Raw genomic sequence first — 13,133 nt, forward strand, 5'->3', positions numbered from 1 at the left:
GCTCCGCGCCTTCCTCCAATAACTGTGCTGGTTGATAAGATGAAAGCAGAAATCAAGTGGGTAGATGGGGCCATGTTCCTGGGTGAATCTGGCAGTGGTCACACAGTTGTCATGGATGGACCAGAAGATCACGGCGGCAGAAACATGGGCGTCCGGCCAATGGAAATGCTGCTGCTGGGGCTGGGCGGTTGTACCAGTTTTGATGTCATGAGTATCTTGACCAAGCAGCGCCAGCAAGTGACCGATTGTGTGGCCGCCATTGAAGCGCAGCGGGCCGATACGGTGCCGTCGGTTTTTACGCGCATACACGTACACTTCAAGGTATCTGGCAAGAACCTGAAGGCGGGCAGTGTCGAGCGGGCTGTGGCTTTGTCGGCAGAAAAATATTGTTCAGCATCGATTATGCTCGAACAGGCTGGGGTTGAAATTACTCACAGTCATGAAGTGATTGAAGCCTGATATCAGGTATTCAGACCGAAGGTTAACCTACTTAACATCCACACCACCGCATCAGGCGGGGTTGATGAGGATACGCTATTGAACGACAAGTTGCGCCTGCACGGCTTCAACAACCTGACCAAGTCCTTGAGTTTTAATATCTACGATATTTGTTATACCCAGACCGAGAAAGAGCGCCAGGAGTATATTGAATACATTGATGAGCTTTATAACGCCGATCGCCTGACCCAGATTCTGGGCGATGTGGTGGATATTATTGGTGCCAATATTCTGAACGTGGCTCGTCAGGATTATGAACCCCAGGGTGCAAGTGTAACCATTCTGATTGCTGAGCATGAAGTGCCGCCCAGCGATGACCTGATGGAAGAGAAGCCGGGGCCGCTGAGAGATTCTGTGGTGGCACACCTCGATAAAAGCCATGTGACCGTGCATACCTACCCGGAAAGCCATCCGGATGGCGGGATCAGTACTTTCCGGGCGGATATTGATGTATCGACCTGTGGGCTGATTTCACCCCTGAAGGCTTTGAACTATCTGATTCATGCGCTGGACTCCGATATTGTGACGGTGGATTATCGGGTGCGCGGTTTTACCCGCGATGTCGATGGCAACAAGCATTATATTGATCATGATATCAACTCGATCCAGAACTACCTGACCGAAGATACCCGTAACGCCTATCAGACCATCGATGTGAATGTGTATCAGGAAAATACCTTCCATACCAAGATGCTGCTGAAGGATTTTGAACTGGATAACTATCTGTTTGGTGAAGCTGCGCTCAGCCTGAGTGACGCTGAACGGGATGTGATCGAAAACAAGGTGCGCAAGGAAATGCTGGAGATTTTCTACTCCCGTAATATGCCAGATTAAAGCAGTTCTGCAGTACTCCGGGGGCGGCTGTGATCAGCGCGCTGCCCGGTATCAGCCAGCGGCTGTTTCGGCTGCCCCGTTCTGGTGTCAGTCTCTTGATCTTTTGGGGTGATTCAGCTTTCTTTGCGTAGCTGTAATTGCCAGCGCCATTCGTTGTCGCTTTCCATGTGGAAGGCCGGGGAGTCACTGTCATAGTCGCCGGCCTGGCGCTGATTGATGGAAACACCAATCCGCCAGCCTCCTTTCCATGAATAATCCAGATAGCCGCCAGCATTGTGGGTCGATGTATTGTGGACGGTGATATCACTGCTGTCGCCAATCGCCAGATGCGTCGACGGGCCCTGATAACACCAGTAGGCACCGATACGGGCATGGCGCAGGTACCAGTACTCGACACTGGCTTTGACCACTGAATCCGGGGTCTGGTCCAGTCGTCGCCGTTGTTCAATCACCTCGCTACCGCGAATGTCGGAGTCATACAGATTGACTCCCAGCTCGATGATCAGCGGATTGTCTCCCCGTTGTAACGGCTTGCGCATGGTCAGGCTGACGCCACGTAATACCGCCGGGACGGCGCTGTTGACCGGAGTGACCTGAAATTGCCCGGAGGTGGTGGCACTGTAAAGATAATGAATCGGCTGATAGATGCTGCGCTGAAACAATGACAGCACCACACCTTCTTCTTCGGCCCGGACGCCGGTCTGGAACTGGCGTTGGTAGCGGATCACATAAGACGTCATTTGTTCGTCGACCAGGTCGGCATTGCCGATCCATACCAGCTCTTCGTCGTCCAGGTTATGGGGCACGCGGTCGCTGGCACGGGCCGGGCGGATACTTTGACCAAGGCTGATTTGCAGCTGTTGGTGATAGTCGAGGCGGCGGCTTAGAATTGCACTGGGTAACCAGTAACTGGCGGTGGCGATTTCAGATTGCTGGTCCAGATTCTGGCTCCCGGCGTTATCCTGGCTGAGCTCATAAGACTCGAGGCGTAACCCCAGGGTCAGCCGAGTGCCGGGAGTGACCTGCCAGGCATCCTGCACAAATGCAGAAGCCCGATTCTCCTTGAACTTGAGCCGTTGCTGGCCGGTGCCAGAATAAAAAGTGTTTTGTTTGCGTTGCTGATAGCCAAGGCCCAGGGACCAGCGATGTTCATCGCGAGTTTCTGCCAGTGTCCAGTGGAGTCGATAACGGCTGGCATTCTCGTCGTTATTGGTGGTGTCGCGCTGCTGTTGTTGCTTGAACTGTTCGCCCGCCAATGACACTTGGCTGATGAGGCTATCACGGCGATGACTGGCATTCAGGCGCAGGTGCTGGTTTGTCCGGTTATGCTGGTAAGACGTATCACTCAGACCTGGGTGAGTGGCATCGTAACGCAGGGTGAACGGCAGTGGCTCGTGTTGGCGGTCATAGTCGCTGTTCATCAGAATCAGTTCACTGCTCAGGCGAGTGGCGGTGGACCAGGTCATTTGGTGGGACAGCCGGAAGGTGTCATCCTGTTGCTGACGCCGTTGTGACCAATCCTGATTCAGGTCAGCAGTGGTGAACGAGCCCTGGCTGTGGCTGACCTGACGGATGCGGGAGAGCCCGACGCGCAGGTTCGGGGATGGTGAGGCATCTGCCAGTAGCTGATAACCCTGGTAAGGGCCGCTGATACCAGCCAGATAAGTATCGGGGCTGAACTGGTCTTTGAGAATAAGATTGATGGCCCCGGCGGCACCGCCTCCCCAGTCCTGATCTGCCTGGCTGTTTTCACTGATGTCGATACGCTTGATCATGGCTGCGGGAATACGTTCCAGCGCCACTCGTTGAGCATTACTGTCGCCCAGTAATGGCTGGCCATTGATCAACAGGCTTTGATAGCTGCCGCTCATGCCGTAGAGAAGTACGTCATCTTCCAGATTAAGGTTCTTGCCCAAACCGGCTGTCGGGAGTTGACCGAGCAGGTCGAGGGCGGTCAGAGGCAGGAAGCGATTATAATTTTCCGGGTCGTAGGACAGTGTGGCGTCATTGGCCTGGGCTGTCGTTGCTGCTCCGAATAGCAGCAGCATCAACAGCTGAATAACCCCAGACCCAGGGAGATACTGATGCTGTTTGATCTTGGCCACTGGTGCGGTGCGGAACATGAAACATCTCCCTGGCATCTGGCTCTGGTCTGACATTAATGGCTGATGCGCAGTATCTTGAAGCCATTGGCGGTAGCGACTTCCTCGACCTGGCTGAAGCAGCGCGCGGCCCACTCTTCGTAAGGTAGATGACGATTGGCCACAATCCATAGTTTGCCTCCTGCCCGTAATTGCTTGCGCGCATTGGCAAACAGCTGTTCGGCAAACTGATAATCGGTTTCCTTGCCGGCGTGGAACGGTGGGTTGCTGATGATGGTATCGAAGTAGCCATTGACCTGGCCCAGTCCGTCACTGGCCACAATATCTGCTTTTACGCCCATACGGGCTGCGTTCAGGGCACTGCTGCGCAAGGCGAAGGCATCGGTGTCTGCCAGCGTAAGATTGATGTCGGTGCTGCGTAATGCCTGACTGATTCCGAGCAGGCCAGAGCCGCACCCCAGATCCAATACGTTGCCATGCAGTGGCTTGAGCTGGGCCAGCAGTAATTCGCTGCCCTTGTCGAGGGAACCTTGGCTGAACACTCCGGGCAAGGAGAGGTAATCCCGGCCGTCATAATGGGTAGCCTTGGCGAGAGCGAGCCAGTTGAAAGACGCTTGTTGGGGCCGTAACAACGCTGACCACAAGCTGCAGCGGCGGGCACTATCGTGTTTCATGGTATCGGCCAGATGCTTGATCGCATTGTTGATGCTTTTGCCGCCGCTGTCGTTGGAGCCAACCAGCCAGACTTCTGGCAGATGTCGGTGAGCCGGAATCCGGGTCAGCATCTGTACCAGGGCGATGGCCAGCTGTTTGGCTTTGGGCCAGACGATAATGACGCGTTCGGTATTGTCTGGCAGTTCAACTTCGGGGATGGCGAAGGTGACCTTGTCTTCTCCGAGGGTGGCCAGCATGACCTGATAGCAGCGCCAGTCCCAGGTTTGCACACGGCATCCGGCACTGCGTACCATGGCTAGCCAGGCCGGGTCGGTCTCACTTTCACTGGTCAGAATCAGTGTGTTGGCAGTCAGTAAATCCGGGTGGCGGGTCAATAACTGATAGGGGGCCTGGTTCATGCCGTCATTCCTTGCACTATGTCTCGTACGTTTAATGCTGCTATTTGGTAATCGTCACCAAGCGGGACCAGCCCTTGTTGGCGTAGCGGACCATCAAATTCACTGGCCTGCCCGGTAACAAACAGCGGGCAGCCGGTTTCTGCGGCAATGGTGTGTAATTGCTGGATACGTTCTGTCGAAGGAATTACTTCTATTTGTAGAACTGCGACGGGCCAGTGTCGGCACTCGTTCAGTAACAGAATAATCTGATCCAGCGCCATCAGGCCGGACAGACGGGTGGCTCCAAGGCCCAGCTGGCGGATCAATAACCCCAGCAACAGCAAGTTGATTTCGCTGTCTCTGGTGCAGTTGGCCAGCAGGATTCGAGGTTGTGTGGTGACGGCCGTGGTGTCGCTTTCTGACAGTCGCCAGGCCAGTCGAGCCTGTAGAAAAGAACTGAAAAAACACAGTCTGGCGTCGCCCAAAGGCTGGGATTTGCTCTCTTTAAGTTGACGATAAAAGGGTACAAACAGAAATCTCAGGGCCAGTTCAACCGGAAAAAACTGGCTGACTTCATCAAAGGTGGAGGCCAGCAAGCGGTCGTCAAAATGTTGGGTTGCTTGTTGCAGCAGCTCCCGGTAATGCTGCCATTGAGAGGGTTTGGTCGCCGTCAGGGGACTATCGTTATTGGAGTCGCCATTGGCCAGCATGGCCTGTGCCTGGGAGATGGGGATACCACGATTCAATAAGGTGGTTACTTGCTTGATCAGTTGTATGTCTTGCTCGGTGTAGAGGCGATGGCCCTTGGCGGTTCGTTTCGGTTCAATCAGCCCGTAACGCCGTTCCCAGGCGCGCAAGGTGATGGCATTCACGCCTGTTTCCGCAGACACTATCCGGATTGGATAATACGCAGCATGGGAGTCAGAACCATTGCCTGTCATGTTAGGAGCTCTTGCGTTATCTGGTAACAATCAGGCTGTCACCTCGGGTGGACGGTTACCGGGCCAGTGGAGAAAATCCGCACACTTGCCAATGGTATACAAAGGTGTACAGATTCTATTCTTACATTGCTACAAAGTAAAAGTCGCCTTCCAAGTCTGTCAATTACTTGACCAGGACAGAGGGGCTGCTTAACTTGCCGGAATGATAACTTGGAGAGTGGGTATGTTTGCTGATGCGTCAGATCCTCAAGGGCCGATCAGCCTTGAGCTGTTGAAAAAAGCGATTGATGTCTCCAACGATGGCATTGTGATTGCCGAGCAGGAAGGTGACGATAATATTCTGGTGTACGTCAACAGGGCGTTTGAGCGTATGACGGGCTATCAGGCGGATGAAATCCTTTATCAGGACTGCCGTTTTTTGCAGTTGGGCGACAAAGACCAGCCTGCTCTGGAGGAAATTCGCCAGGCGATGGCGGCAGGGCGTTCTGCCCGCGTGGTGCTAAGGAATTATCGCAAGGATGGTTCGCTGTTCTGGAATGAACTGAGTTTGTCGCCGGTATTCAGTGACGAAGAACAACTGATGTATTACATCGGTGTGCAGAAGGACGTAACCTCGACGATAGACGCTTTGCAGCGAGCCGAAAAAGCGGAAGCGGAGCTGGCCGAATTACGCCAGAAGCCGGCTTGAATCATCACCCGGCGACATAAAAAAAGCAGAGACGCGATAGCGCTCTGCTTTTTGGGGAACATTAAAGCGCTGCCTTTGGACGCCGATTATTTGGCGTTGTTGTAGGCTTCGGCAGATTCCATGATCAGGCGACGTGCTTCATCGGCATTACCCCAGTCACGCACCTTGACCCATTTGCCAGCTTCCAGATCCTTGTAATTTTCAAAGAAATGGGCGATTTGGTTGCGCAGCAGTTCAGGAACGTCATTTACGTCCTGTACGTCATCATAAATTTTGCTGAGTTTTGTGTGAGGCACGGCCAGCAACTTGACGTCTTCGCCACCTTCGTCTTCCATGTTAAGTACAGCAACCGGACGCGCGCGAATAACGGAACCAGGTTGTACCGGATACGGTGTGATGACCAGCACGTCCAGAGGATCGCCGTCACCCGCCAGTGTATTTGAAATGTAACCATAGTTGGCTGGGTAGAACATCGGTGTGGCCATGAAACGATCGACCATCAGACAATCCATGTCCTTGTCGATTTCGTATTTGATCGGGGCGTGGTTGGCTGGAATTTCAATAACGACATAAACATCGTTTGGCAGGTCTTTACCTGCGGAAATGGCGTTGTAGCTCATTTTATTTTCCTGGGATTGTTGAGTTATTTGAGCGGATTATAGCCAAGCAGCTCTTGTTCTGTCAGGTCTACATCAGTATAAAACGGCAGGCATCGACCAAAGATGCAGGCACGATGGTTTGATAGCTTGAACAACGAGAAAAAGAAATACAACTTATGGCGGTATTAGTCTGGACCCTGATGGTTATCTCCTTGTTCTGTAACGCAGACAAGGCGATGGCCAATAATCTTGATGAAGAGCTGATTCCAGGCTTGGCGGAATCATATCGTCTGGATGATGAGGATCTTCCGGTTGTTCTGACTGCGACCCGATTGCGCCAACCCCGTGCCGAAGTGCCTGCCAGTGTAACGGTGATCGATGCTGAGCAGATTGAGGCCTGGAACGTCACCACCTTGCCGGAATTGATGCGTTTTGTTCCCGGCATGTTTATTGGTCATGGGGATGACGAAAATAATGCCTCCCTTGCCTATCATTCTTCCAGCCCCAGTGTGATGCGGCGCTTGCAGGTGCTGGTGGACGGCCGTTCGGTCTTCCGGGCGGGTATTGCATCGGTGGTTTGGGATGATATTCCCATTGCGCTGGAAGATATCCAGCGTATCGAAGTCACCCGAGGTCCGAGTTCGGCGACCTATGGATCGAACTCATTTCAGGGAGTGATCAATATTATCAGCAAACATCCTGGGGATACGCTGGGTGTGCGCCTGCGTTACCGGAATGGTAATCAGGGTGAAGACGACAGTTTTGCCAGTTATTCCTGGCAGCAGGGGCGCAGTGCCAACCGTCTGACCGTACAGATCAATGCATCCGATGGCTTTGACGGGGCGGGCGCTGAAAACGGTGCAGATGAGTTACGAGACAGCAAGCGCCACGGCTTTATCAATTTTGATCAGCAGCGGAACTTCGATGGCGCTTGGCAGTTGCATACCCAGGCTGCTTACAAGAGTGGTCATACAGATATTCGCAAAAGTGATTACGATCAGGTCGCCCCGGATCAGGACACACGTCAGGGCATGCTGATGGCAAAATTGTCGCGGGATTTTAATGCCAACCACTCCGCCTCATTACGAGCCTACTGGCAGCATGACCGGCGCACGCAAGAAACCTTTGTGCGGGTGCCGACTGCCTTGCTGGACCCGGCTCTCTATGATCTTTATCGTGATAATCCGCAACTGGCCTCGCAGGGGGTGAGTGTTCCGGTGGTCAGTGCGGTTGCATCCGGGGCGTCGGCAGAGCAGCTGGAAGCGTTGGCGGCATCTGCGGGTTATGCGCTGGATGTCAGTGAGTCTGACCTGGCCTATTTACAGGAGATAGTGGCTAACACGGGTGGCGACCTCTCCAATCTGTCACAGCAGGTAAACGGTTATACCGACTCCAATATAACCGACGAGCGGTTTGATATTGAATTTCAGGATACCCGTCGCTGGAACCGGTCACTGCGTACCGTCCTGGGTGTCAGTATGCGCCGCGACCAAGTAACTTCCGAGACCTACTTCGGCGGCAAGGTAAATAACGATACCTACCGGTTTTTCGGTAATCTGGAGTGGCGTCAATCCGATCGCCTGATTGTGAATATGGGGGGGACCTACGAGCGTGAAGACGCCAACAAGGACGCCTTTTCTCCGCGAGTGGGCCTGAACCTGTTGTTGGCGCCACAACAAGGAATTCGCCTGATTCATTCCGAGGCGGTGCGCTCACCCGATTTGCTGGAGCAAAATCCCAACTATAATGTAACCATCAGTGGCTTGGATGATAATTATCTGGGCATTTCGGAAGGGACGTTTTTTATACATCAATGGCCGGAGTCCCGGGATCTCGATCATGAACGAATTATCAGTACGGAACTTGGCTACTATGGCCGTTTTTCAGGCCCTGATATTGAAGTCGATCTGAAGTTGTTCCAGGAGCATATGACACATTTGATTGCGGACTCCATCCAGCTGCGGAGCCTGGCTATCGGCTCGGATAGCCAGATTGATATCGACGGTGCTGAACTGCAGGTTAACTGGCGCATCCGGCCAACCGACTGGATCTGGTTGTCGTCGGCCTATATTAATGTTGAACTCAAGGGCGAAGAAGGCGAGCGGCGTCAGCAGCGTGTGGATACCAGACTCAGCGCCCAGGACAGTGTGGTGGCCAGCTGGCATCATAAAGCGCATAACTGGAGTCTGACGGCTTCTCATTTCTGGTACGACGCCTACAACAGCAAGTACAGCCGTCACGGAAACCGTTATCGGCGTTACGAGATCAGTATGAAGGTATTTGACCGGGTTGGTCGCTTTAACCCCTGGCTGGGTTTCCACTTGCAGCATTTGGTGGATGACGGCAGTCTGGTGTACGTGAATCAGCAGTACTCGACCACTAATCTGTACAATGTACAGGTTGGTCTTAATTTCTGACAAGGAGTGGATGCTTGCATGGATGCATGGTCTTTCAGGCAATGGCTTAGATTATTGGCTCTCCCCTTGTTGATCGGGCTGAGTGGTACTGCCAATGCATTGGAATTACTGTTTATTACTCACAAGATTGTTGGGTTGGTCAGTGAGTTGGCAGAAAAAACGGCGACCGGTTCGGACGCCCGTTCGACAGTGTTGTTGTTAACGGACCCGGCTATCAATACTGCGGTTGCCAGCGCTGATGTGGTCGTGCTGGTTGGCCCTGTGGCGATACAGCAGGTGGCATCGCTGCCGTTGCCAGACGATATGCCGGTGGTGGCAGCACTGATCACACGTGAAGACAGCATCAATGCCAATTATCTCTCCAGTGCGCTGTATCTGGAACCACCGCTGATGCGTCAGGTAGCACTCGCACACGAGATTATGGGCCGCAAAGTACCGCTTGGATTACTGGCAAGCAGTCCTGAACGGTTACAGACCTTATGCTGTTCTCCTCAAGCTCTCCGCGAGCACGGTGTCAGTGCGTATTTTATCAATGACTATCCCAGCATGAATCGCGCCCTGGTCGACCTGTTACAAGATAATCAGGCGCTGGTGGGTATCTATGACCCGGAATTGTTCAGTGCGGCCAATATCAAGAATATCCTTATTACCGCCTACCGCCAGAACCGGCCACTGATTGGGCCATCCAGTGCTTATATTCGTGCCGGAGCATTGGCGACCACTTATAGTGATATTGATGACATCGTGCGCCGTCTGGTGGAGATTATTCAGCAAGGGTTGCGCTCCGGCCACTGGCCTGAGCCGGGTTATAACCCGTATTTCAATGTACGCTACAACGGGCAAGTCGCTCGCTCGCTGAACCTGGTGCTGCCGGATGAACAAGAGATGGTCAATCGTCTCCGAGACCGGGAACAACCATGATTTCGGTTCGACGCTGGTCGATCCGTCTCAGAATCCTGCTGGTGGCAACCATTCCTGTGGTGCTGGCAGCAATGCTGATTACCAGCTATCACATGGTGCAACGCTGGAAAGAAGTGCAGCGTGAAACCGATAGCCTGTCGAGTATTGCGCTGGATCATTTGGCCGTTGGTGCCGAGTATCCGATTTTTTCGGGTAACTATCAGTTACTGGACCCTGTGGTCGCCGCGGTACTCAAACAGCCATTTATCGTCGTGGTCGAGATACTGGATGTGAATGGCCAGACGCTCTATTTTCAGCAGTCCGAGCGTTATGGCGACATTCCGGCGGATGATATCCGTATTCTGGTTCGGGATATTGTGCCTGAGATGCCCGCTCTGGATGGCTTCGCTGAACTGGATGCCCGGAGAGCAGTGAATCCTGCGCGGATTGGTCAGGTGCGTATGCAGGTGGCCAATACGATCATGAGCCAGCGCCAGCGGGCCATTATGTACCAGTCGCTGTTTACCGGACTGGGCTTTATCCTGATTTCGATACTGGTGGCGGGGGGGATCTCGACAACGATTATCCCGCCGTTGGAGCGGTTGGTTTCTTTTATTGGTCATTTGGCCCGAGGGGAGGTCAAACAACGTCTGGTGGTCGATAGTGGCGCCGAGATCGGTAATCTGCAAAAGAGTGTCAACCAGTTGGCGGCGTCACTGCAACAGGCTCAACAGGCGCACCGTCGCTATACTGCACAGCTGCGCCAGGAACAACACAAAAGCCAGCAAGCCAGTCAGGCCAAAAATGAATTTCTGGCGATGATGAGCCATGAATTACGCACGCCACTGAATGGTGCTGTGGGAATGTTGCAGCTGATTGACCGGAACAACAGCCCGGATGAGTTTGCCGAGTACAAGTCGACGGCCGAGCAGTCACTGACCAATCTGACGCAGCTGTTGGAAGATGTTCTGGTGGTGGTGGATACAGATAAAAACAATTTGCCAGTGGCATTTGCCGAGCATTCCCTGCCTGCAACACTGGATGCCCTGACACACGAGTTCAGCCTGCAGGCGCTGGAAAAGCGTTTGTCGTTTGTCGTCGAATATGACGACGAGCTGTTACAAAACAAGATTCAGATAGACCCTTCGTTAGTACGGCAAATCGTGCGACATCTTGTTGATAATGCCATCAAGTTTACCGAGCAAGGGTATGTGGTGGCGCTCCTCTCAATACATCATCAAGCGCTGAAACACTGGTTATGTATTCAGGTGCATGACACTGGTATTGGTATTCCGCCTGACCAGCGTCAGCAGGTGATGGAAGCCTTTTCCCAGATTAACTCATCGTTCAGTCGCCAGCACAGTGGTGCTGGCCTGGGGCTGACGATTTCCCAACATATCTGTCAGATACTGGGTGGCAGTATCCAGATTCAGGATAACGATGGAGGCGGCACCAGGGTGATGGTCAATCTGCCCGTCAAGCCGGTGGCTTCTGCTGAGCCTGAGGATGCTGGCCCGATCAGTACTGCACTCAGCGTTCTGATTGTTGAAGATAATGACATCAACTATCGGGTGGCTAAAAAGATGATTATCAAGGCTTTCCCGGAGACGGAAGTCGTGGTGGCAGAAGACGGGGAAAAATGTCTGCAGCGCGTGGAAGAACAGGATTTTGACCTGATTCTGATGGATTGCCAGATGCCGGTTCTGGATGGTTTTGAGACCACTCGTTGTTTACGGGCCAGGGGAGTGACAACACCGATTGTTGCCTGTACGGCAAATGGCTCGGAAGTGGTATTCCGCCGCTGTATTCGTGTTGGAATGAACGACTATCTGAGCAAGCCGGTTTCATTGGCTGCGATGAAAGCTATCCTGATGAAATGGGGACAACAGCAAACCGACGCAGAGGCCAACACAATCGATGGTTGACCTCTGGTATAACGCAGATCCGGGCAGTGTTACTGGTGATACTGCTCGACGATCGTGACTTCAGCGGCAGAACCCATAACCACCGGGACGCGTTGATGAATACCCTCGGGTTGAATCGACATAATGGCGTCACTGGCAGTGCTGCAGCGGCCACCAGCCTGTTCCATCAGCATGCTCATGGGGTTGGCTTCGTACATCAGACGGAGCTTGCCAGGCTTGCCAGGATCGCGGTTATCAAACGGGTACATGAAAATACCACCGCGGGTCAGGATACGGTGAATCTCCGCCACCATGGCCGCCACCCAACGCATGTTGTAACGCTTGCCCAGTGGGCCGGTTTCACCTTTCAGCAGGTCATCAACATATTGCTGCATGGCCGGATCCCAAAAACGCTGGTTCGACATATTGATGGCGAATTCGGCGGTTTCTTCCGGTACCTGGATGTTTTCTTTCATCAGCAGGAACTCTCCCATACGGGTATCCAGTGTGAATGAATACACGCCATGACCAATCGTCAGCATCATGATGGTGGATGGCCCATACAGTACGTAGCCAGCCGCTACTTGCTGATTGCCGGGTTGCAGATAGGCTGCCTCATCTCCGCCGAGCGTGCCTTCTGGCGCTTTCAGGATAGAGAAAATGGTTCCAACGGTGACATTGATGTCGATGTTGGAGGAGCCATCCAGTGGATCAAACAGCACCAGATAGGAGCCGTCGTCGTTGCAGGCAACGGGGTCTGGTTCTTCTTCGCTGGCGATACCTCGAACAGCGGGCACCTCGGCCAGTGAGTCCTTCAGCAGATCGTTGGCAATCACATCCAGTTTTTTCTGGCATTCACCTTGTACGTTTTCTTGCTCGGCGCTGCCAAGGATACCGGCCAGTTCACCGAGGGTGAGCTGGTGGGCGATATCTTTGCAGGTCACCGCTAACTGGTCGATGACATCGATCAGTTCTGCCTGATCGCAGTGCTGCTGTAAAAAAGTCCTCAATCTAAGCATGGGTCGCTAGGCCTCGTTGGTCACATTCTTTCCGTTGCGGCGATACTACCGGAATCAGGTGCCAATTGCAGTGTTGGCGGCTGGTGACGACCTGATTTCGCCTTCTTGTAGCGACAGACAGGTCGATTTATCTGTGCTTGGGTCAGCGAGAGGCAACGGCTACACTAGCGGCCTTTTGT

Annotated in this window: 11 protein-coding genes; 6 read left to right on the forward strand and 5 right to left on the reverse strand. The window is 53.3% G+C overall.

Annotated elements, in window-relative coordinates:
- The first annotated feature begins 39 nt into the window (after positions 1-39).
- Both Q8W32_RS08460 and speD read left to right on the forward strand, forming a co-directional pair.
- Positions 40-459 carry an OsmC family protein gene (locus Q8W32_RS08460; protein ID WP_303432145.1) on the forward strand — a complete coding sequence of 140 codons (420 nt, stop codon included), beginning with the start codon at positions 40-42 and terminating at the stop codon, positions 457-459.
- Between the two features lie 78 nt (positions 460-537).
- Entirely contained in the window at positions 538-1,332 is a 795-nt protein-coding gene (gene speD, locus Q8W32_RS08465; RefSeq protein WP_303432143.1) for an adenosylmethionine decarboxylase, read from the forward strand.
- Between the two features lie 113 nt (positions 1,333-1,445).
- Here speD and Q8W32_RS08470 read toward each other — a convergent pair whose 3' ends face one another.
- Genes Q8W32_RS08470 through Q8W32_RS08480 form a run of 3 tightly spaced genes read right to left on the reverse strand, consistent with a single transcriptional unit; the run spans position 1,446 to position 5,427 of the window.
- A complete protein-coding gene (locus tag Q8W32_RS08470; RefSeq protein ID WP_305414515.1) occupies positions 1,446-3,455 on the reverse strand; it encodes a TonB-dependent siderophore receptor in 2,010 nt (669 codons plus the stop codon).
- Positions 3,456-3,490: 35 nt separating this feature from the next.
- Complete coding sequence (locus Q8W32_RS08475; protein ID WP_305414517.1) at positions 3,491-4,507, reverse strand: class I SAM-dependent methyltransferase; 1,017 nt, start codon at positions 4,505-4,507, stop codon at positions 3,491-3,493.
- Positions 4,504-5,427: a MerR family transcriptional regulator gene (locus Q8W32_RS08480; protein ID WP_303432138.1), complete on the reverse strand. Its 924-nt coding sequence runs from the start codon at positions 5,425-5,427 to the stop codon at positions 4,504-4,506. The genes Q8W32_RS08475 and Q8W32_RS08480 overlap by 4 nt, the downstream gene beginning before the upstream one ends.
- Before the next feature lie 223 nt (positions 5,428-5,650).
- On the opposite strand from Q8W32_RS08480, the gene Q8W32_RS08485 reads away from it, so the two are divergent.
- On the forward strand, positions 5,651-6,115 hold the full coding sequence (locus Q8W32_RS08485; RefSeq protein ID WP_303432137.1) for a PAS domain-containing protein: 465 nt from the start codon (positions 5,651-5,653) through the stop codon (positions 6,113-6,115).
- 86 nt (positions 6,116-6,201) lie between these two features.
- Here the strand turns inward: Q8W32_RS08485 and ppa are convergent, their stop codons facing one another.
- Entirely contained in the window at positions 6,202-6,735 is a 534-nt protein-coding gene (gene ppa, locus Q8W32_RS08490) for an inorganic diphosphatase (RefSeq protein WP_303432135.1), read from the reverse strand.
- Positions 6,736-6,890: 155 nt separating this feature from the next.
- On the opposite strand from ppa, the gene Q8W32_RS08495 reads away from it, so the two are divergent.
- Genes Q8W32_RS08495 through Q8W32_RS08505 form a run of 3 tightly spaced genes read left to right on the forward strand, consistent with a single transcriptional unit; the run spans position 6,891 to position 11,956 of the window.
- The gene (locus Q8W32_RS08495; RefSeq protein WP_305414520.1) at positions 6,891-9,131 is read left to right on the forward strand and encodes a TonB-dependent siderophore receptor; all 2,241 of its coding nucleotides are present in this window, start codon (positions 6,891-6,893) and stop codon (positions 9,129-9,131) included.
- Positions 9,132-9,149: 18 nt separating this feature from the next.
- A complete protein-coding gene (locus Q8W32_RS08500) occupies positions 9,150-10,052 on the forward strand; it encodes a hypothetical protein (protein ID WP_305414521.1) in 903 nt (300 codons plus the stop codon).
- Entirely contained in the window at positions 10,049-11,956 is a 1,908-nt protein-coding gene (locus Q8W32_RS08505; protein WP_303432131.1) for a response regulator, read from the forward strand. The genes Q8W32_RS08500 and Q8W32_RS08505 overlap by 4 nt, the downstream gene beginning before the upstream one ends.
- A 29-nt stretch (positions 11,957-11,985) precedes the next feature.
- Here Q8W32_RS08505 and Q8W32_RS08510 read toward each other — a convergent pair whose 3' ends face one another.
- Positions 11,986-12,954 carry a class 1 fructose-bisphosphatase gene (locus Q8W32_RS08510; protein ID WP_303432129.1) on the reverse strand — a complete coding sequence of 323 codons (969 nt, stop codon included), beginning with the start codon at positions 12,952-12,954 and terminating at the stop codon, positions 11,986-11,988.
- Between the last annotated feature and the right edge of the window lie 179 nt (positions 12,955-13,133).

Source organism: Oceanobacter sp. 3_MG-2023 (assembly GCF_030688925.1).
Classification (GTDB): domain Bacteria; phylum Pseudomonadota; class Gammaproteobacteria; order Pseudomonadales; family Oceanobacteraceae; genus Oceanobacter.